The following is a 19,986-nucleotide window of genomic DNA, read 5'->3' on the forward strand; positions in this document are numbered from 1 at the left end:
ACTCCCGAACGGCTGCAATCTCAGCGAAATCATGTTGAGCGCTGGTCCTTGAAGAGCTCCACCCGCGAAGAGATGCCGAGCTTGGCGTAAACGTGGGTGAGGTGGGTCTGCACCGTGCGCGGTGAGGTGAAAAGCCGCGCGCCGATGTCCTTGTTGCCCAAACCTTCCCGGGCCAGACGCACCACGTCCTGCTCCATGGGGGTCAGCGATCCCCAGCCGCTGGCGGGGCGCTTACGCTCGCCGCGGCCGCGCTGCGCGTAGGCGACGGCATCCTCGGTGGACAGCGCCGCGCCTTCCGTCCAGGCTGCATCGAAGTCGTTGTCCAGCAACGCCTCTCGGGATTTCACCAGCGTGGCCTGATGGCCGGGCTCATAAGTCGGGCGCCGCGCCTCCCCCGTCCGCTGGCGCATGCCGTCCGCCGCGCCGAGCAGGCGTGCCGCGTGCGCGTTGTTGCCCACGTCCGCCGCAAGGCGTGCCAGGCATTCCAGGGCGTCGGGCACTCGCAGATACCCCTGCACCCGGGCGGCGACCGCGAGGGCGTCGTGGGCGTCGCGCTCGGCCTGGCCGTAATCGCCTTGTGCGAGCGCGACATAGGCGCGCGCAACCAGGGCGACCATCTGCTGGTATCCCGGAACGATGGCGACGTTCTCGTCCGCCCAGCGGCGAGCGACCTCGAGCTCACCGCACGCCAGAGCGGCCTCGCCGATCGGGTTGACGCTTCTGGTGAACACTTCACGCGGCGGACTGGTGCGCTGCCAAGCCGTCTCACAGAATCGCAGCGCCGCGGCGCCGTCGCCGGCGGTCAGCGCGGCATCGGCGAGCATGGCGTGCACCGTGTCTTCGGCCTCCCCGCCCACCGCCTCCGCGGCCACCAGCGCCGATTCCGCCGCGGCCCGCGCGTCAGCCGCCCGCCCAAGGCGCGCGAGCACCACGCTGTGGACGGTGTGCCCGTAGATCTTCATGACAACCTCGTCGGCCGCATCAGCCTCCTCCGCCAAGGATCTGCCAACTTCCTCGGCTTCGGCGAGATGTCCCTGCATCATCAGCGCGATGGTGAGCCAGGTTCGGCAATTCCGCGAGAAGAACCGGTCGCCCAGCGTGTCCGCCAGGCCACGCCCCATCTCGGCGGCCGCACGCGCCTCGATTGGTTGCCCGGCAAAGGCGCCCACTGTTGCCTGGTGACTGTAGATCTGGCACAGGCTCCAGCGATCACCGGCGGCGCGGGCGAGGCTGATCGCCTCCGCGAAGTAGGGCTGCGCCACCTCGGGACTGAAAACGGCGCTCATGCCACATGCGATCAACGCCCGAGTGAGCAGCGTCGGATCATCGAGCTGTCTCGCTATCCCCAGGGCGTCCTCGGCGGGGCCCAACTCCGTTGGGATTCCTATCCATGCCGCGAGGACCTGCCGCTCGACCACTGCTCCCGCCCACACCGCCGGAGGAATCTCAGAACGGCCCACTTCATTGAGGATCGCGTCCAGTCCGGCGATGCCCTCGAGGGTGCGGCCACCTCGCAGCCACAACGGCCGGAGTAGCGAGATAAGCCTCAGCCCGGTCTCCAGGTCCGAATTCTCGCGGCACCAACCGAAGGCGGCCCGCAGGTTGTCGACTTCCGTTTCTCCCCAATGCAACAGCTGCTCATCGCGGGAATGGCCCTTTGACTCCAGTTCTGCGGCCTTCGCGGTGTAGTAATCGCGGTGGCGGGTGCGCACATCATCGGACTCACCGGACTCACCGAGTTTTTCCTGCGCATATTGGCGCACCGTCTCCAGCAACCGGTAGCGCATCCCGGCGGCGGTCTCATCGGCGGCCACCAAGGACTTGTCGACCAGCAGGCTCAGCTGGTCGAGCAGCTGGTAGCCTTCGACCTCGCTGCTGGCGCCGACTGCCTGTGCCGCTTCGAGGTCGAAAGTTCCAGCGAAAGCGGCCAAGCGGCGGAACAAGATTCGTTCGGGTTCGGTGAGCAGCGCGTGCGACCAATCAACCGAGGCACGCAGCGTCTGCTGGCGGCGCACCGCAGTGCGCGCGCCCCCGGTGAGGAGCCGAAATCGATCGTGCAGGCTGTCGAGGATCTGTTGTAACGACAGCGCCCGAACTCGTGCCGCGGCGAGCTCGATCGCCAACGGCATGCCGTCCAGGCGCCGGCAGATCTCCTCAACCGGCGCGCGATTTGCTTCCCCGACACAGAAGTCGGGGCGCGTGCGCCGAGCGCGGTCAGCGAACAACTCGACCGCCTCGTCGGCCAGGCCCAACGACGGCACGCGCCAACCGAATTCGCCCGGGACGCCGAGCGGTTCGCGGCTGGTGGCGAGGATGGTCAATCGCGGGCACGCCTTGAGCAGCTCATCCGTCAGCGCCACGGAGGCGTCGAGCAAGTGCTCGCAATTGTCCAGTAGAATTAACATGTTCCGCTGCGCGCAGAACCGCACCAGCAGCTCCGTGGTGGAACGCCCCGGCTGGTCGGGCAGGCCCAGCGTGCGCGCGACCGCCACGGGAACAACGGCGGGAATGGTGATTGGTGCGAGGTCGACGTACCACTGCCCGTCGGGAAAGTGGTCGATCAAACCGGAGGTGACCTCGACGGCGAGCCGGGTCTTACCCACACCGCCGGCACCGGTCAGGGTAACCATGCGGTTGTCGGTCAAGACCTGCCGCAACTGCGCGATTTCGGCTTGGCGCCCAACGAAACTCGTCAGCTGCGCCGGAAGATTATGGGACACCACGACCCCACGGACGCGCAGTGGCGGAAATTCATTGGCCAGGTTGGGGTGGCACAGCTGCACGACGCGTTCCGGGCGTGGCAGATCCCGCAGCGGGTAGCTGCCCAGCTCGGCCAGCCACACGCCTTCGGGCAGCCGGTCCACCACCATCGATTCGGTCGCGCCCGACAGCACCGTCTGCCCACCATGCGCGAGATCGCGTAGCCGGGCCGTGCGGTTGATGGTGGGACCCGCGTAGTTGGCGTCGTCGCGCAACTGGATCTCGCCGGTGTGTATCCCGATCCGCAGCCGAATGGGCGCCAGCGGGGCGCGCTGCACGGCAAGCGCGCACGCCACCGCGTCGGACGCCCGGGCGAACGCCGCCACGAAGCTGTCACCCTCGCCCTGCTCGAGCGGGCGGACCCCGCCATGCGCGTCGACCGCGTCGTTGACCGTCTTGTTCAGCCGGGCCAGCGCGGCCGTCATCTCCTCAGCCTGAGTTTCCCAGAGCCGCGTCGAACCCTCGACATCGGCCAGCAGCAACGTCACCGTGCCTGTCGGCAGCAACTCGCTCACGCCCAATTCGTTCCAGTTCAGCAACGGCATCTCCGCGTGTTGGCTCATGGTAGCCAGCATCGTGGCCGCGCAGCACGCAAACATCGGCCACAGCGCGTAGATCTTCCCCGAACGCGCCGCCGGAACCTACGCGGTCGACCGCGCACATTTACGCGCTGCGGCGGATGGTCTTTGTCTCCCGCCCCCCGATAGTCGACTCAACGCCGACCGAGGAGACCGTTATGACCACCGTCCAAACCAGCGAGTGCCCGAGCGTGTTCGACGCCGGGCTGCCCTTCTTTTCCTACGACCACCTCACCGATCCCGACGAGGCGCACCGCGCGATTGCGGCCGCCCGCGAGCAGTCTCCGATCGCCATGGGGCCACGGGGGCCGGAGGTGCTGAGCTACGAACTGGTCCACCAGGTGCTGCGGGACCCCCGCTTCGTCACAGCCCACGGCCTCGGACTCGACCTGCAAGGCGTCACCTCCGGCCCATTATGGGACCGGGCCACCACCAACATCCTCGGGCTCGACGGCGCCCAGCACAACCGGCTGCGCCGGCTGGTATCCAAGGCGTTCGCGCCGCGTGCTGCCGAGCGGCTGCGTTCGCTGATCGTCGAGGTGATCAACGGATTGGTCGATCCGCTGACCGAGGTCGGGCACTGCGACGTCGTCTCCGACATCTCGCGCCGCTACCCCACCCCGATCATCTGCGCCCTGCTCGGCGCGCCGCCCGAGGACTGGCAGCTGTTCTCCGACTGGACCGACGACATCAAGAAGCTGTTCGACTGGAACGTCGCCGAGGACGGCCCGGCGATCCTGGCCGCCTGGGACCAGCTCGACGCCTACCTCGAAGACCTGATCGCCGGCCGGCGCGCATCACTGACCGACGACCTCGTCTCCGATCTCATTCGCGCCGAGGAGGACGGCGACCGGCTCACCCACGACGAGCTGCTCATGCTGTGCGGCACGCTGCTGGGAGCCGGCACCGACACCACGCGCAACCAGCTCGCGGCCGGGGTGCAGGCGCTCTGCGCGCACCCCGACCAATGGGCGTTGCTCGCCCGGCGCCCCGAGTTGGCGGCCAACGCGGTGCACGAGCTGATGCGTTACTCGCCAATCATTTTCGGGACCATCCGGCGGGCAGCCGAAGACGTCGACCTGGCGGGGGTTCGCGTCCCGGCGGGCACGCTCGTGCTAGCCAACACCGCCGCGGCCAACCGCGACGCCAATGTCTACGACCGCCCGGACCGCCTGGACATCACCCGCGGGGGCGCCGCGCCCATGCTCACCTTCGGCGGCGGCGTGCACTACTGCCTCGGCGCTCACCTGGCGCGCTTGGAACTGACAGAGGCGCTTCGCGTCATCACCCAGCGCATGCCCAACCCCCGCGCGGCCGGCCCGGCGCAGTGGAAGGCCATCACCGGCATCACCGGGCCTACCACGGTGCCGCTGGAGTTCGACCCCGGGCACTGAGGGAGTCCGATTAGGCTCGTCAGCCATGACCAACTGGACGGCCGCAGACCTACCCTCGTTCGCGGGGCGCACCGTGATCGTCACCGGCGCCAACAGCGGGCTGGGCGCCGTGACGGCCCGCGAGCTGGCGCGGCGGGGCGCGACGCTCGTCATGGCGGTCCGCGACGTTCGCAAGGGCGAGAAGGCCGCGCTGCAGATCCGGGGTTCGCAGACCGGCCCGGTCGAGGTGCGCGCACTCGACTTGCAGGATCTGTCGTCGGTGCGGGATTTCGCCGCGGGTGTCGACAAGGTCGACGTGCTGATCAACAACGCGGGCATCATGGCCGCGCCGTACGCCCGGACCGTCGACGGGTTCGAGAGCCAGATCGGCACCAATCACCTCGGTCACTTCGCGCTGACGAACCTGCTGCTGCCCAAGCTCGCCGACCGGGTGGTCACGGTGTCGTCGATGGCGCACTGGGCGGGGCGGATCAGCCTCGACGACCTGAACTGGGAGCGGCGGCGATACTCGCCGTGGCTGGCCTACAGCCAGTCCAAGCTCGCCAACCTGTTGTTCACCAGCGAGCTGCAGCGACGCCTGGGTGCGGCCGGTGCCACGCTGCGGGCGCTGGCGGCCCACCCCGGTTACTCGCACACCAACCTGCAGGGCGCCTCCGGCCGCAAGCTGGGCGACGCGCTGATGTCGGCCGTCACCCGCGTGGTGGCCACCGATGCCGACTTCGGCGCCCGGCAGACGCTGTACGCGGCGTCGCAGGACCTGCCGGGCGACACGTTCGTCGGCCCGCGGTTCGGCCAGACCGGCCGCAGCCAACCGGTCCGGCGGAGCCGTCGGGCGCAGGACCCGGCGATGGCGGTGGCGCTGTGGGAGCTGTCCGAGCAGCTCACCGGCACCAAATTTCCGCTCTGAGCCCCACCGCCCCACTGGTCCCTCAGGTCGGACGGCCGACGAGTTGCCCGCCTCCGAGCGACAGCCTTCGTGACGCGGGGACTGTCGCTGTGAGGCGGGCAACTCGGGCATCGCCCGGGCCAGGTAATGGAGTGACGGATGTGACACACACCGCCGGGACCAAATTTCCGCTCTGAGGTGCGCATGCGCTAACCTGACCGGGCGTCACGGCGAGGGTGGCTGGCCAGCCAGCACCGTTATCGACGGAGACCGACGAATTGTCGCGATCCTCGCCGTGCCCCCACACTCAGGCACTGAGCACACAGGAGCGACACGATGGCCAAGTCCGCAGGCAACCAACTCACCGCCACGGTGCGAACCGAGACCGGCAAGGGCGCGTCCCGCCGGGCCCGCCGCGACGGCAAGATTCCCGCCGTCCTCTACGGCCACGGCGCCGCCCCGCAGCACCTGGAGCTGCCCGGACACGACTTCGCGGCCGTGCTGCGCCACGCGGGCACCAACGCCGTGCTGACCCTGGACATCGACGGCAAGGAACAGCTGGCGCTGACCAAAGCGCTCGACATCCACCCGATCCGCCGGAGCATCCAGCACGCCGACCTGCTCGTCGTGCGCCGCGGCGAGAAGGTCGTCGTCGAGGTCCGGGTGGTCATCGAGGGCGACGCCGTCCCCGGCACCCTGGTCACCCAGGACACCAACACCATCGAGATCGAGGCCGACGCCATGTCGATTCCCGAGCAGTTGACGGTGTCCGTCGAGGACGTCGAACCCGGCACCCAGATCACCGCCGGGCAGATCACCCTGCCGAAGGGCGTCAACCTGATCTCCGACCCGGAGATGCTGGTGGTGAACGTCGTTACCGCGCCGACCGCCGAGGACCTCGAGGAAGAGGGCGCGGGCGAGGTCGCCGAGGCCGAAGCGGCCCCCGCGGAAGAGGAAGCCGCCGAGGCCGAGGCCCCCGCGGACGAGTCCGAGTAGGCGGACCGCAACGTGGCCGAGCCCTTGCTGGTGGTCGGCCTGGGCAATCCCGGAGAAAACTACGCCCGCACCCGGCACAACCTCGGGTTCATGGTCGCCGACCTGCTCGCCGACCGGCTCGGCTCAAAGTTCAAGGTGCACAAGCGTTCCGGCGCCGAAGTAGTCAGCGGCCGGCTGGCCGGACGCTCGGTGCTGGTGGCCAAGCCGCGCTGCTACATGAACGAGTCCGGCCGCCAGGTCGGGCCGTTGGCGAAGTTCTACTCGGTGACGCCGGCCGACCTCGTCGTCGTCCACGACGACCTCGACCTCGACTTCGGCCGCATCCGACTCAAGATCGGCGGCGGCGAGGGCGGCCACAACGGGCTGCGCTCGGTGGCGTCCGCGCTGGGCACCAAGGAGTTTCAGCGGGTCCGCATCGGGATCGGCCGACCGCCGGGACGCAAAGATCCGGCGGCGTTCGTGTTGGAGAACTTCACCGCCGCCGAGCGCGGCGAGGTCCCCACCATTTGCGAGCAGGCCGCGGACGCCACCGAGTTGCTTGTCGAGCTGGGCCTCGAGCCGGCGCAGAACCGGGTCCACGCCTGGTAAACGGCGCGGCCTAGGTGACCAGGGTGGCGGAGTGGGACCGGCGCAGTTTGCCCGACGGTGTCTTCGGGATGGTGCCCGGCCCGAGCACCACGACGTTGCGCGGCCGCATGTCGACCTCGGCCACCACCTCGCGGGCGACCTGGTGCTCGATGCGGCGCACCTCGGCGGGGTCCTGCCAGGCGTTGGACTCGACGGCGACGGCGAACGTCTCGCGTGAGTGGCCGGCGTCCAGGCGCACCGCGACGGCGCAGCCGGGCCGCACCCCCTCGACGCGGCAGGCGGCCCGCTCGATGTCGGTGGGGTAGATGTTGCGGCCCGCCATGATGATGACGTCCTTGACGCGGCCGCACACCACGACGTGGCCGTCCTCGGTCATGTAGCCGAGGTCGCCGGTGTCATACCAGCCGTTCTCGTCCTGCGCCGGGATGAAACCGCCCATGGTCAGGTAGCCGGGCGTCAGCGACTCCCCGCGCAGCTCGATGACGCCGACGCCGCGCGGCGGCATCACGTCGCCGTTCTCGTCGATGATGCGCGCCTCGAGGTCCTGCAGGAGCGGGCCGAGCGTCGCCAGCCGGCGGGTGTTGCCCTTGGTGGAGGGCACGGCGCGGCGCAGGGCGGCCAGCAGGTCGGCGTCGACCTCGTCGACGACCAGACCTGCGTTGCACTCCGAGAACGACACGGCCAGCGTCGTCTCAGCCATGCCGTAAGCCGGCAGGATCGCCGACGGCTGCAGGCCGAACGGCTTGCCGGCGTCGAGCAGGTCCTCCACGTCGGCGGGTTCGACGGGCTCGGCACCCGAGAGCGCGAAACGCAGGGTGGACAGGTCGAAATCGCCCGGCTTGGCGTTGCGCCGCAACCGCTTGGCCAGCAGCGCGTAGGCGAAGTTGGGCGCCGCGGTCATGGTGCCCTTGTACTTGTCGATCAGCTTGGCCCACAGCAGCGTGTCACGCAGGAAGTCCATCGGCGTGACCTTGACCAGCTCCGCGCCGAAGTACATCGGGATGGTCAGGAAGCCGACCATGCCCATGTCGTGGAAGCAGGGCAGCCAGCTGACCATGACGTCCCTGTCGACGTCGTACTCGGCGCCGATGAACATCGCCTCGGCGTTGGAGTAGATGTTGCGGTGGGTGATCTGGACGGCTTTGGGGGATCCGGTGGAGCCGCTCGTCAGCTGCATGAGCGCGAGGTCGTCCTCGCCGACCTCGACGGGGTCGATCGGCTCCGACGCCAGCAGGTCGGCGACGGTGAGTACCTTGATCCCCTTCTCCTCCAGCACGGGGATGGCCACCAGGAACGGCTCGGAGACGATGACGGCCTTGGCCTCGATCATGCCGATGACGTTCATGGTGTCTTCGGCCCACACGCCGAGGTCGGTCCGCGGCGTGGGCTGGTGCAGCATCGTCAGGCTGGCCCCACGCATCCAGAGGCCCTGCGCCGTCGGGGCGATCTCCACCGGGAAGCCGGCAAGGACACCGACCGCGTCGCCCAGCCCGATGCCGGCGGCGGCCAGGCCGCCCGCGATGCGACTGGCGCGTTCGTGGACCTCGCCCCAGGTGTGCCGGACCGGTTCGTGCGGTTCACCGGTGACCATGCCCGTCGTCGCGTTGCGGGCATTGCGGTACATCTTCTCGGTAAACCTGCTCACGCAAACCTCCTCGGTTCCGGCGCTTGGCCCAACGCCCGGGATTTCATATTCCGCCCACTGGGTAACGCTTCGGAACAGGCGCGCAAACACAGTCGGGCAGCGGTTAGGTCTCGAATCGGCGATGAGTCGGCCACCTGCCGTTCGGCCGGCCGATGAGCGCGAAGCGGGCCCGAAAACCGCCGGTGGGCCCGAAGCATCAGTCGCCCGCCGGAGACCCCGGCGGACGACGATAATGAGTGGTCTTGCTCAGCGCGACTCGTCACCGCGCATATCTTAAACTCCTCTTAGGGAACAGCCCAAACGAATGCAAGTTTTGGGTTGCTTTTCACACTTCGGTGGGCGTCGGCACCACACGCGCACCCACGACCGGCCCACTGGCGACCCGTACCGTGCGACAGACGCCCGCCCCGGACACCTGGGCGCCCACGTCGACCGCCGAGGCGGCCGACCGGCACAGGAAGGCGCATGTCGGGCCCGAGCCGGACACGATGCCCGCCAGCGCACCGGCCTCGACTCCGGCGCGCAGGGTCCGGCGGAGCTTCGGATTCAGGCTCACTGCGGCCGCCTGCATCTCGTTGCCCAGCAGTGACGCCAGCTGTTCCGGGTCGCCCGCGGCCAAGGCAGCCAGCACCGGGCCCGGGCCGGCAAGCCGCGGCGGGTCCCCCGCTTCCCGGAGCCGGTCCAGCTCGACGAACACCGCCGGGGTCAGCAGCTCGCCGTCGGCGAAGGCCAACACCCAGTGGAAGGTGTTGCGCGACAACACGGTCGCCAACTCCTCGCCGCGGCCGGTGCCCAGCGCGGTGCCGCCATGCAGCGCGAAGGGCACGTCGCTGCCCAGCCGTGCGGCGAGCATGCGCAGGTCCCGCCGGGGCACGTTGAGCTCCCACAACGAGTTCATCGCGACCAGCACCGCGGCGGCATCGGCGCTGCCACCGGCCATCCCGCCGGCCACCGGGATGGATTTGTCGATCATGATCGAGACGTCGGGCGCCCGGCCGACGTGTTCGGCCATCAGTTCGGCGGCCTGCCAGGCGAGGTTGCGTTCGTCGGTGGGCAGTGTGTCGGCGCCCTCGCCGACGAGCTCGAGCGACAGCACGTCGGCGTTGCGGACCGTCACCTCGTCGAGCAGGGAGATGGCCTGGAAAACGGTGGTGAGCTCGTGATAGCCATCTTCGCGACGGTCGCCGACCGCCAGATAGAGGTTGACCTTTCCGGGCACCCGAACGGTGACCGACCCGGTGGGCACCCACTGGGCGGCGGTATTGCCGTCAGATGCGGACACCGCAGCAGACTATCGCTGCCGCCGGTCAACTACACGCAGCGGCGCCCCGAAGAAACCACAGTCAGCTCCGGGAAGGCTGCTGTTCGGCCGGGGGCGGCCCGGCGGTGGCGGCGTCGGCCGGGTCGGCCGATCGCCGCAACAGCCGCACGAAGTCCTCAATGGACAGGGTCTCGCCGCGACGGGCCGGGTCGATGCTGGCGGCCAACAGCCGGTTCGCCGACTCGTTGCCCGAGCCGGCCCACTCCGCGAACGCGTTGCGAGTCGTCTTGCGCCGCTGCGCGAACGCGATGTCCACCAGCTGGAATACCTGACGCCGGAAGGCTTCGTCGGTGGGCCACCTCGGGGTGGCGTGGCGGTCGATGCGAACCAGCCCGGAATAGACGCGCGGAATCGGCCAGAAGACCGTCGGCGACACCATGCCGCACCGCCGAACCGCGCCGAAGAAGCGGACCTTGACGCTTGGCACGCCGTATTCCTTGCCGCCCGGTTCGGCGGCCAGCCGTTCGGCCACCTCCGCCTGCACCATGACGGTCAGGGTCTGAATGGACGGGAATTCCGCGAGCAGATGCAAGATCGCGGGCACCGCGACGTTGTAAGGCAGGTTGGCGACGAGGGCGTTGGGCTGGGCGGCCAACTCGTCTTTCCGGAGGGTCAGGACGTCGCGGTTGAGCACGGTGAGCCGGTCGATTTCGCTGCGCGAATGCTCGGCGACGGTTTGCGGCAGCCGATCGGCCAGCACCGGGTCGATCTCGACGGCGGTGACGATGGCGCCGCGGTCGAGCAGGGCCAGCGTGAGTGAGCCCAGTCCGGGGCCCACCTCGAGGACGTGGTCGGAACGGCCTATCCCGGAAGTCGAGACGATCCGGCGGACCGTGTTGGCGTCGTGAACGAAGTTTTGCCCGAGGGATTTCCGTGGCCGAAGGTCAAGTTCTTTGGCAAGCCGCCTGATCTCGGTGCGACCGAGCAGCCGGATGGTCAGTTGGCACCAGCTCTTCCGCTGCACACCGGCCACGCGCCCCAACCCTGGCGTGCTCGGGTCACCTCGGCAATGGCGATCTGTTCTTCGCGGGTGGCCAAGTCGGCGCGCGACGCGAACCGCAGCCCACCGTTGCGCTCCCAGGTTCCCTGGTCGAACTGGACACCGCCGTAGTAGCCGTTGCCGGTGTTGATCGCCCAGTTCCCGCCGGCCTCGCAGCCCGCGATCGCGTCCCAGATGGAGCCGTTGGTGACCGCTGGCACATCGGTGCCGGGCCGGGTGCCCACCCGCACCACGGCGTCACGGGCCGGGGTGATCACCGTGTTGGCGATCGGCAACCGGCCGGTCTCGACCCCGTTGACCGTGGCCACCGCGAACGTGACGTCCTGGGTGCCCGGGGCGCCCGGGTCTTCGACCACCTGGCGGCTCATGTTCATGTCCGGGTCCTCGACCCGACGGGCATTCGGCGGCAAGGGCATCCGCTCGGTTACCCGTTGGATCCGATTACGGGTCACCTGGATTTCCATGCCATCGACGATGGGCGACGCCGCATTGGGCACCGCCTGATCCCCCTCGAGCAGCGGCGCGCCGGCGGCGCTGAGCAGCCCCCCGACGTTCGGCGCCGGCAGGTGGACCGTGCGGATCGCGCCGCCGTCGTTGATGCGGACCGTCTTCGCACTGACGACGGGCAGCGCCATCCCGGCGAGCGGGACCCGGCTGCCACGGGAGGCCGCGGCGGGGGCGGTGTCGGTCATGGCGAGTTGGGCCAGCGCCTCGTCGACGGTCGACGCCGTCGTCCACACCTGCTTGGTGTCGTGGCCGTCCAGCGAGATCTGCAGCGGCCGGCTGCGCCGCAGCACGATGTTGGCGGTGTCGTGCACCTTGACGTCTCCGGCGGGGTACAGGTCGTCGCGCTCGTCGACGGCGAAGCCGTTCTCCTGGACGATGTCGATCACCCGCGACTTCATTGTCGTCACCCGCATCGCGATCCCGTCGACGGTCAGCGTCACGGTCTTAGCCGCGGAGACCGCGTACCCACCGGCGAATGCCAGAACTACCAGCAGTCCTCCGACAACGAGCCGCAACATCGGAGATGGGGTCTGATGAAGTTTTGTTAATACAGTCAACGCGCGTCTATCCCGACCACAGCAAGCAACTCCAACGACCTAATCAGCACCAAGCGACAAATAAGGGCCCGTAGGCCCCACCCTTTCGATCACAAGACGGTAACGAACCGGCCAATGTTGAGCAACTCCGGCGCGAGTTTGTTTACGGAATCGCCAAGTTCGGCGTGTTAACCGTGAGCCAGTCCGTAGACCCGCCGAGCGTTGTTCGTGGTGGCCTGTGCCAGCTCTTCGGCTGGACGACCGACCAGTTCTGCGACCGCTCGCACAGTATAAGGAAGGCAATACGGCTCGTTCGGCGCCCCGCGGTAGGGGTGCGGCGTCAAGTACGGCGCATCGGTTTCCACCAGCAGCTGCTCCAGCGGTATCAACGGAACGGCTTCCCGCAGGTCGCGGGCGTTGCGGAAGCTCGCCGTCCCGGACAGGCTGAGCAACCATCCGGCGTCCACGCAGCGGCGGGCCATCGCGGCATCCGACGAGAAGCAGTGGAAGATCACGGCGTCGGGGGCGCCCTCGGCCGCCAGCACGTCCAGCACCTCGGCGTCGGCGTCCCGGTTGTGGATCATCAGGGGTTTCCCGCAGCGCTTGGCCAGGTCGATATGCCATGCGAAGGCTTCCCGCTGCGTCTCCGGGGCCGCGCAACCGTCCAGCCGCCCGGGCCAAAACAGGTCCAGGCCGGTCTCGCCGACGGCTACCACCCTGGGATGCGCCACCAGTCGCTCGATCTCGGCGCGTGCGCCCTCGTCCAGCGCGTCGGCGCGGGTCGGGTGCAGCGCCACCGCGGCATACACCCGCGGATCCCATTCGGCGGCCCGCGTCACCCACCGCGCCGAGTCCAGGTCGTCGGCGATGGTGACCACCGCCCCCACCCCGACCGCCGCGGCGCGGTCCACGATGGCGCGCACGTCCGCCGCGTCCTGCGCACCGCAGGCGTCGAGGTGGGTGTGGGCGTCGACCAGGGGCGCCAGCGGCTCCGGCGCGGGCGGGGCTTCTCGTTCTCGTCGGTTGGAGCTCACGCGCACACAATAAGGTGGACTCTCGATGAAGCCCTTCTACGTCACGACCGCGATCACCTACCCCAACGGCGATCCCCACGTCGGGCATGCCTACGAGTACATCGCCACCGACGCCATCGCACGGTTCAAGCGACTCGACGGCTTCGACGTGCGTTTCCTGACCGGCACCGACGAGCACGGCCTCAAAATGGTCGAGACGGCGGCCGCCGAGGGCGTACCGACCGCCGAGCTCGCGCGGCGCAACTCCGACGCGTTCCAGCGGCTTCAGGAGAAGCTGAACATCTCCTTCGACCGATTCATCCGGACCACGGACGCCGACCATCACGAAGCGTCCAAGGCGATCTGGCGGCGGATGGAGGCGGCGGGCGACATCTATTTGGACAGCTACTCCGGCTGGTACTCCGTGCGCGACGAGCGTTTCTTCGTCGAATCCGAGACCGCCCTGGTCGATGGGACCCGTGTCGCCGTCGAGACCGGCACACCGGTGACCTGGACCGAGGAGCAGACCTACTTCTTCCGGTTGTCGGCGTATGGCGACAAACTGTTGGCCCACTACGACGCCAACCCGGATTTCATCGCGCCCGAGGTACGGCGCAACGAAGTGGTCAGCTTCGTCTCCGGCGGCCTGCGCGACCTGTCGATCTCGCGCACCTCATTCGACTGGGGCGTGAAGGTCCCCGATCATTCCGACCACGTCATGTATGTCTGGGTCGACGCGCTGACCAATTACCTGACCGGGGTGGGCTACCCCGACACCGAGTCGGATTTGTTCCGGCGTTACTGGCCCGCCGATCTGCACATGATCGGCAAGGACATCATCCGGTTCCACACCGTCTACTGGCCCGCGTTTCTGATGTCGGCCGGGATCGATTTGCCGCGAAGGGTTTTCGCGCACGGGTTCCTGCTCAACCGTGGCGAGAAGATGAGCAAGTCGGTGGGCAATATCGTTGACCCCGTTGCCCTGATCGATACCTTCGGCGTGGACCAACTCCGCTACTTCCTGTTGCGGGAGGTCCCGTTCGGCCAGGACGGCAGCTACAGCGAGGACGCGATCATCACCCGGATCAACACCGATCTGGCCAACGAGCTGGGCAACCTGGCCCAACGGTCGCTGTCCATGGTGGCCAAGAACCTCGACGGAGTGGTGCCGGTCCCCGGCGAATTCACTGCCGACGACACTGAACTGCTCGACATCGCCGACGGCCTGCTCGAACGGGTTCGCGCCGAATTCGACAGCCAGGCAATGCATCTGGCGCTGGAGGCGATCTGGCTGATGCTGGGCGCGGCCAACAGATATTTCTCGGCTCAGCAGCCGTGGGTGCTGCGCAAGAGCGAGTCGGAAGCGGACCAGAAGCGATTCGCGACAGTGCTTTACACCACGTGCGAAGCGGTTCGCATCGCGGCGCTGTTGATCCAGCCGGTGATGCCCGGCTCGGGGGGCAAGCTCCTCGATCTGCTCGGCCAACCGTCCGAGCGGCGCACCTTCGACGCCATCGGTACCCGGCTGGCCCCCGGCACCGCGCTGCCGGCGCCCACCGGCGTCTTCCCGCGCTACCAAGTCGACTAACCGCCCCGCCGCCGGCTCCTGAGAGCAACACCGACGTCCACTCGCGTTTGCGCCAATAGCAACGCTAGCGCTCATATCGGCGCTAGCATGGACGTATGGCTATCGAAGACCGCCGGGCACGCGAACGGGCCGCCCGCCGTCGGCTGATCACCGCCACGGCGCGCAAGCTGGCCGAACAGGAGGGTTGGGACGCCGTCACCACCCGCCGGCTGTCCGCCGAGATCGAATACAGCCAACCGGTGCTCTACAAACACTTCTCTGGCATGGAAGACATCGCGGCGTCGGTCGCCGTCGAGGGATTCGGCGAACTGGCGGACGCGCTCCGCACCGCCCGCCGGGGCGCCACCGACGGCCGGGACGCCCTGGCGCGAGTCGCGCACGCGTTCATCGGCTTCGCCCGTGACAATCCCGCACTCTTCGACGCGATGTTCACCCGTACGACGACGCTGCAGTTCGCCGCCGCGGACACCCCTGCCGAGCTGACCGCGGCCTTCGCGGAACTGCGGGCGGCGGTCGACATGGTCGCGGGCACGCGGGACCCCGACACGCTGACCGAGGTGGTGTGGGCCGCGCTGCACGGCCTGGTAACCCTCGACCGCAGCGGCCGGTTGCGCCCGGACCAGCACGCCGGCCGCGTCGACATGCTGATCAGCGGATTCTGCGACGCCGGCACACCGGCGAGGTGAGGCGGTCACGCCTGCTCTGGATGCCGTCGCAGGTTCCGGATCGAGTGGCCAAACGGGACGGCCCGCCACGTTCGGCGCGCTCATCTGGGCGAAGACCTCGTGTATAGCCTATGTTATGCGCCATAATCGGCCGGTGGAGCGACGACGTAATCGGCAACATGGGGATTCGCCGATGACGACCTTGAAGCAGCTGCCGGCACTTGTTGTGCTCGAGCGGATCCCGATTCCCGTGCTGGCCATCGAACATGACGGCGCCATCCTGTTTTCCAACGCCGCGTTCGCCGAGATGACGGGCTACGAGCCCGAGGAGGTCTTGTCCCTCCGGTTCCATCAGATCTTCCATCAGGCGCCGGCCTCGGATTCGTTGTTATCGGTCGTTCACTCCCTGGCGAACATGGTCGTCGAACTGGCGCACAAGGACGGCTCGGTCGTGCGGGCCCTGATGAGCAAGTCGGCAGCGATGCGAGCCGACGACCAATTCGTCCTCGCGGCTTTCCAGGATCTGACCGAGCAGCTGTGGCAGGAAGACCGCTAGCCCTTCAGCGGCCGGTCGCGGCGGCCGGGCCGCGCCGTCCCCGGTAGCGGCCCGGCAGGCCGCCGGAGACCATCAGCCGGAAGTGGCCGAACGACGCGTCGCTGGCCACCGCCAGCCGCGGCAACGCCAGCGGGTCGCACTGGCGATCCGCCAAGCCCGCCGTGGTGGACAACGCCCAGCGGATGCCGCGACGGCGCAGCACATCCCTGGCCCGGTTGTCGAAGTCCTGCGGTCGACCGTTGGGGTAAGCGAAAACCTTGGCCGCACAACCGGTCTCGCGTTCGAGCGCCGCGCAGGAAGCAGCGATCTCCCGCTCGACCTTGTCGTCGTCGCAGCGGGCCAGGATCGGGTGGGTCACCGAGTGCGGATGCAACGTCACCAGGCTGTCGCCGACCATAGCCCGCGCTTCGTCCCAGGTGAGCATCCGGAAAGGACCACCGTCGCCGTCGTCGCGGTACCCCAGTGCGCCGAGAATCCCGTCCAGGGCGGCGATGCGGTCCGCGTCGGCCAAGTCTTTCAATCCCTCAACCGCGGCGGCGTAGGCCTTCCCGCGGTTCGCGCTTCCGTTCAGCGAACAAACACCGCGTCCCAACGCGGCAAGGTCGATCTCGCTCGCGGCGGTGTGGGCGATCGCGAGCCAAAGCCGGTCAGGCCATAAGGTTCCGCCGCTGTCCAGCGGGCCGGTCGCCACGAACACCGCCGCGGGCAGTCCCAGCTCGCGCAGCACCGGGACCGCGTGCGTGGCGAGGTTGCGGGTGCCGTCGTCGAACGTGATCGCCAGCGCGCGCGGCGGCAACGTTCCCTCGGCAAGCCGATCGAGCGCCTCCTCCAGCGGAAGAACGTTGAAATGCTTACGGATGTAATCCAATTGACGGCGGTACAGCCTCGAGTCGAGCACGTGCCGGCAGACCGGTGAAAGCGGTTCGTCTTCCACCCCGTGGAACATCACGATGGCGACCGCATCGCGGTGCCGCCGCCGCGCGAACGCCGGCACGCCGGCGGCGCAGAGCAGTCCGGCCGCCACGTTCTTGACGGCCGGGCGCGTCGCCAAGCCTTTCACCCGTACCATCAGGCGCCAAACTTCAGCGGCGCCGCCATGATTCGCGCCGGGTACGCCACACGATCACGCCTGCGCCGACGATGGCTACGACGATCCAGCCTGCGCCGAACCACCACAGCCAGCCGAGATCGGAGTGGCTCTGCGAGCCCGCGGCCGGGCTGGCCATGGGCGAGTGTTCGACGGTCACCGGGTCCTGTCCCCCCGGTGCGGACACCACCGCGACGCCCTTGAGTCGTTGCCAGCGCTTGTTATCGGCGTTGAGCCACCGCAGCAGCTCGTCGAGCTGCCCCGGCGCGCCGTTCGACGTCGCCACCAACAGAGACCTGCCCCGGTCGAAAACCGTTTGGAGAGAGGCGAACCGAAGATTCGGGTCCAGGGCGAGCTTGGCGGGCTTCCCGTCCGATTGGACGGCGTTGACGGTGATCGGCCCGCTGGGCCCCGCGGACACCGGCAGCACAACATTGGAGTGGTTCCACCCGTCGGCGGAAATCAATATCGCGGGATCCGACGAGTCGATCGCCTGCTGCACACTCGTGGCCGTGGTGTAGATCGGCACGGAGCTTATTCGCTGTAGACCCACCACGAGATTGATCGCCCGCACGGTGTCGATCAACGAGTGCGGCTCGATGCCCACCTGCACCCGGGGCATCAACGACTGCGGCACCGACTGAAAGCCGTCCGGCACCGGCGGTGCGGCGGGACTGCTCTGTATCGTGCTGTCGCCGTTGATGTTCAGCGTGAGGAGCTGATTGCCGGGACCGGCAGTGTAGAAGTCACCGCAATGTCCGACGTTGGCCGCGACGTCGAGAACGAGGTCAAGGCTGGTGTACCGCTGCAGCAGTCGGTCCGGCACGTCGACCCAGCGGTCGATGGTGCCATGGCCGTCGGTCGGCCAGTGGTCGATGGTCTCCGGGCCGACCGCCACGGCAATCTGGCCGGCGACATTGCCCGGTGTCGGGGTGTAGGAGCCCTGGAGATGGACGCGCAGGTCGTGCACGGATCTGCCGAACCTGGTCTGGTCCAGTCCGATTGACAGCCGCGGTTGTAGCGATGTGGCGTTGACGACGGGCTGCCCCAATTCGCGCAGCGCGACGCTGTCGCCGGGCCGCTGCAGGCTGGGCTTCAGTTGTTCCACCGCCGCCTTGGAAGACAGGGCCAGCTGCGACACGTCGTTGAACAGCACGGCAGTGTTCGATTCGTCGGACTGGCCGAGCGGGCCCGACATCAATAGCCACGGCACACCGGCGGCGCCCTGCAGGGAAAGCCCGTTGTCGGGGCCCTCTTTGACGACGATCTGACGTTCCAGCGCCTGCGGCGGCGTCGGCGGCGCCGCCTGCCCTTCGGGCAACGGCGTCACGGATATCTCGGGAGTCTGCCTGCCGTAGTGACTGGCCACGGAGGCGGCCAATTGGATGGCGGTGTCGGATTCGTTAGCGGACGGCGATTGTGGCAGGAAGATGGACAGCTTCCGCAGCACCGGGGGCAGGAAATGGGCCACCGTGGTGGGCGGCAGTTCGACCCCGGTGTAGGTGATCGACCCGTTGGTCAGGCGCAGCGGGCTCTCCGGGTACAAGCAATACCCGTCGAGCGGCACCAGGTAGGAACGCAGTGTCACCGTCAGCCAGTTGTCGTTGACTTCCGCTCCGGCCAGCGGAATGACGAGCGGCGCCTGATCGGCGGAGGGCAGATTCAGTCGCGCGATGGTGCGCTCGCCCTGCGTCACGGTGATCAATCCCGACCGCAAGTTGATCGGAAGCTCGACGGTGGTGTTCACCGCTGTCGGTGTCAGCCCGTGCAGCACGGGCACGGTCAGCTGCTGGCTGCTCGTCAGGCCCCAGAACTCCAGGGTGGGCGCGGACCCAATGTCGGTCAGCGACAGGGTCGGCGAGTCGGCCGCCGTCGCCGGGTCGCCGGGCGCACCCCACGATGCCGGGGCGCTGATCACCAAAAACCCAGCCACAGCGGCCAGCGCAACCGCTTTGCCCAGACGTCTCGGGTACATCACCGAAACAGTATGCATCGTTGGGTGCGCGTCAAGCCCCACTTACCGGATCACCGTCTAGAGGACCGCGAAAGAGGGTGTGGCACATCCGGCCCGACCTTCGGCACGCGGAGCACCAGCCGATCAGGCCTCCGTGGAGGCGTCGGTGCGGGCGGCGACGGCCGGGGCGTGGCGCATCATTTCGCGACCAAGGAATTGCCGGAAATAAGGGAGCGACGCTTCCGTGACGGTGCCGGGCAGCAGGAGTTCCAAGATCTGGCGCAGGCGCCCGGCGATGTCGACACCGACGCCCCTGTTCGTGTCATGGCGCGCTATCGCATTGGATACCAACCGCGTTCCGAACATCGCCCCGACGAGGAACTCGGAGAGCACTTCGGGGTCGACATCCTGGCGAAGGTCTCCTTCGCTGATCGCTCTCCTGGCCTCCTCGGCGATCTTCGCAGCCAGGTCGGCATAGAAGCCCGCGGCGGCCTCGTTCAATCCGCTTAAGGCAGAGGCCAATTGCTCGGCGGTGCGAACCATCTTGTCCGAATTCAGCACTTCGACGATGGTGAAGGCGCCGTGCAACATGTTCTCCAGCCCCGGCGACGACGGCCCACATACGTTCCGGAAAGCCGTGAGAAGAGCGGCGGAGCCCTCCTTGAGGATGTCCGACGCCAGCGATTCCTTCGAATCAAAGTGGTGATACAGGGCGCCCTTGGTCATCCCTGTCCGCTCGATGATCGCCCCCCAACCGGCGGCCGCATATCCGACTTCGCCGAACACCTCGATCGCGGCATCGAGAATCTTGCGACGAGTGGCTTCGGATCGGACCTGGCGCGGCATCGTGTTGCTCCTCCAGATCCGCGATGGGTGCGAGGACGTCGTCACCGTGGTCTCACATCGACCGCC

The 19,986-nt window shown here is 68.2% G+C and carries 16 protein-coding genes; 7 read left to right on the forward strand and 9 right to left on the reverse strand.

Annotation, left to right across the window (positions count from 1 at the left end; genetic code table 11):
* Window positions 1-29: 29 nt before the first annotated feature.
* Window positions 30-3,323 (reverse strand): LuxR C-terminal-related transcriptional regulator, encoded by a 3,294-nt coding sequence (locus A5756_RS21690; protein ID WP_156659757.1) that lies wholly within the window; start codon window positions 3,321-3,323, stop codon window positions 30-32.
* A gap of 173 nt (window positions 3,324-3,496) precedes the next feature.
* Between A5756_RS21690 and A5756_RS21695 the strand changes: the two genes are divergently transcribed.
* From A5756_RS21695 to pth, 4 genes are all read left to right on the forward strand, one after another.
* The gene (locus A5756_RS21695; protein ID WP_066957344.1) at window positions 3,497-4,732 is read left to right on the forward strand and encodes a cytochrome P450; all 1,236 of its coding nucleotides are present in this window, start codon (window positions 3,497-3,499) and stop codon (window positions 4,730-4,732) included.
* Window positions 4,733-4,757: 25 nt separating this feature from the next.
* Window positions 4,758-5,639, forward strand: coding sequence for an oxidoreductase (locus A5756_RS21700; RefSeq protein ID WP_066957346.1), 882 nt, complete (start codon window positions 4,758-4,760; stop codon window positions 5,637-5,639).
* Between the two features lie 315 nt (window positions 5,640-5,954).
* Window positions 5,955-6,614, forward strand: a complete 660-nt coding sequence (locus A5756_RS21705) for a 50S ribosomal protein L25/general stress protein Ctc (RefSeq protein WP_066957348.1) — start codon at window positions 5,955-5,957, stop codon at window positions 6,612-6,614.
* A gap of 12 nt (window positions 6,615-6,626) precedes the next feature.
* Entirely contained in the window at window positions 6,627-7,202 is a 576-nt protein-coding gene (gene pth / locus A5756_RS21710) for an aminoacyl-tRNA hydrolase (protein WP_066957350.1), read from the forward strand.
* A gap of 10 nt (window positions 7,203-7,212) precedes the next feature.
* On the opposite strand, the gene A5756_RS21715 is transcribed toward pth, so the two are convergent.
* The 5 genes from A5756_RS21715 to A5756_RS21735 all read right to left on the reverse strand — a co-directional run bounded on the left by A5756_RS21715 (window position 7,213) and on the right by A5756_RS21735 (window position 13,251).
* Window positions 7,213-8,847, reverse strand: a complete 1,635-nt coding sequence (locus A5756_RS21715; protein ID WP_066957778.1) for a fatty acyl-AMP ligase — start codon at window positions 8,845-8,847, stop codon at window positions 7,213-7,215.
* 325 nt (window positions 8,848-9,172) lie between these two features.
* Window positions 9,173-10,129 carry a 4-(cytidine 5'-diphospho)-2-C-methyl-D-erythritol kinase gene (locus tag A5756_RS21720; RefSeq protein ID WP_066957352.1) on the reverse strand — a complete coding sequence of 319 codons (957 nt, stop codon included), beginning with the start codon at window positions 10,127-10,129 and terminating at the stop codon, window positions 9,173-9,175.
* A 61-nt stretch (window positions 10,130-10,190) separates the two neighbouring features.
* Complete coding sequence (gene rsmA, locus A5756_RS21725; protein WP_066957354.1) at window positions 10,191-11,141, reverse strand: 16S rRNA (adenine(1518)-N(6)/adenine(1519)-N(6))-dimethyltransferase RsmA; 951 nt, start codon at window positions 11,139-11,141, stop codon at window positions 10,191-10,193.
* A complete protein-coding gene (locus tag A5756_RS21730; protein ID WP_197505813.1) occupies window positions 11,105-12,232 on the reverse strand; it encodes a resuscitation-promoting factor in 1,128 nt (375 codons plus the stop codon). The genes rsmA and A5756_RS21730 overlap by 37 nt, the downstream gene beginning before the upstream one ends.
* A 167-nt stretch (window positions 12,233-12,399) precedes the next feature.
* A complete protein-coding gene (locus A5756_RS21735) occupies window positions 12,400-13,251 on the reverse strand; it encodes a TatD family hydrolase (RefSeq protein WP_066957357.1) in 852 nt (283 codons plus the stop codon).
* A 19-nt stretch (window positions 13,252-13,270) separates the two neighbouring features.
* Between A5756_RS21735 and metG the strand changes: the two genes are divergently transcribed.
* The 3 genes from metG to A5756_RS21750 all read left to right on the forward strand — a co-directional run bounded on the left by metG (window position 13,271) and on the right by A5756_RS21750 (window position 16,033).
* On the forward strand, window positions 13,271-14,812 hold the full coding sequence (gene metG, locus A5756_RS21740) for a methionine--tRNA ligase (RefSeq protein ID WP_066957360.1): 1,542 nt from the start codon (window positions 13,271-13,273) through the stop codon (window positions 14,810-14,812).
* 95 nt (window positions 14,813-14,907) lie between these two features.
* Window positions 14,908-15,498, forward strand: a complete 591-nt coding sequence (locus A5756_RS21745) for a TetR/AcrR family transcriptional regulator (RefSeq protein WP_066957362.1) — start codon at window positions 14,908-14,910, stop codon at window positions 15,496-15,498.
* A gap of 172 nt (window positions 15,499-15,670) precedes the next feature.
* Complete coding sequence (locus A5756_RS21750; protein ID WP_066957364.1) at window positions 15,671-16,033, forward strand: PAS domain S-box protein; 363 nt, start codon at window positions 15,671-15,673, stop codon at window positions 16,031-16,033.
* A 4-nt stretch (window positions 16,034-16,037) separates the two neighbouring features.
* Here the strand turns inward: A5756_RS21750 and A5756_RS21755 are convergent, their stop codons facing one another.
* From A5756_RS21755 to A5756_RS21765, 3 genes are all read right to left on the reverse strand, one after another.
* Window positions 16,038-17,093: a polysaccharide deacetylase family protein gene (locus A5756_RS21755; protein WP_066957779.1), complete on the reverse strand. Its 1,056-nt coding sequence runs from the start codon at window positions 17,091-17,093 to the stop codon at window positions 16,038-16,040.
* Window positions 17,094-17,115: 22 nt separating this feature from the next.
* Window positions 17,116-19,113, reverse strand: a complete 1,998-nt coding sequence (locus tag A5756_RS21760; RefSeq protein WP_066957366.1) for a hypothetical protein — start codon at window positions 19,111-19,113, stop codon at window positions 17,116-17,118.
* 105 nt (window positions 19,114-19,218) lie between these two features.
* Window positions 19,219-19,920 (reverse strand): TetR/AcrR family transcriptional regulator, encoded by a 702-nt coding sequence (locus A5756_RS21765; protein WP_066957368.1) that lies wholly within the window; start codon window positions 19,918-19,920, stop codon window positions 19,219-19,221.
* Window positions 19,921-19,986: the final 66 nt, after the last annotated feature.

The organism is Mycobacterium sp. 852002-53434_SCH5985345 (assembly GCF_001667155.1).
Lineage (GTDB): Bacteria > Actinomycetota > Actinomycetes > Mycobacteriales > Mycobacteriaceae > Mycobacterium.

Excerpts from the sequence above, each read along its gene's own strand:
- A5756_RS21690 (WP_156659757.1), bottom strand. The coding sequence starts at position 3,323 with ATGAGCCAACACGCGGAGATGCCGTTGCTGAACTGGAACGAATTGGGC.
- A5756_RS21750 (WP_066957364.1), top strand. The coding sequence starts at position 15,671 with ATGACGACCTTGAAGCAGCTGCCGGCACTTGTTGTGCTCGAGCGGATC.
- A5756_RS21700 (WP_066957346.1), top strand. The coding sequence starts at position 4,758 with ATGACCAACTGGACGGCCGCAGACCTACCCTCGTTCGCGGGGCGCACC.
- A5756_RS21705 (WP_066957348.1), top strand. The coding sequence starts at position 5,955 with ATGGCCAAGTCCGCAGGCAACCAACTCACCGCCACGGTGCGAACCGAG.
- A5756_RS21745 (WP_066957362.1), top strand. The coding sequence starts at position 14,908 with ATGGCTATCGAAGACCGCCGGGCACGCGAACGGGCCGCCCGCCGTCGG.
- metG (WP_066957360.1), top strand. The coding sequence starts at position 13,271 with ATGAAGCCCTTCTACGTCACGACCGCGATCACCTACCCCAACGGCGAT.
- A5756_RS21695 (WP_066957344.1), top strand. The coding sequence starts at position 3,497 with ATGACCACCGTCCAAACCAGCGAGTGCCCGAGCGTGTTCGACGCCGGG.
- A5756_RS21765 (WP_066957368.1), bottom strand. The coding sequence starts at position 19,920 with ATGCCGCGCCAGGTCCGATCCGAAGCCACTCGTCGCAAGATTCTCGAT.
- A5756_RS21760 (WP_066957366.1), bottom strand. The coding sequence starts at position 19,113 with ATGCATACTGTTTCGGTGATGTACCCGAGACGTCTGGGCAAAGCGGTT.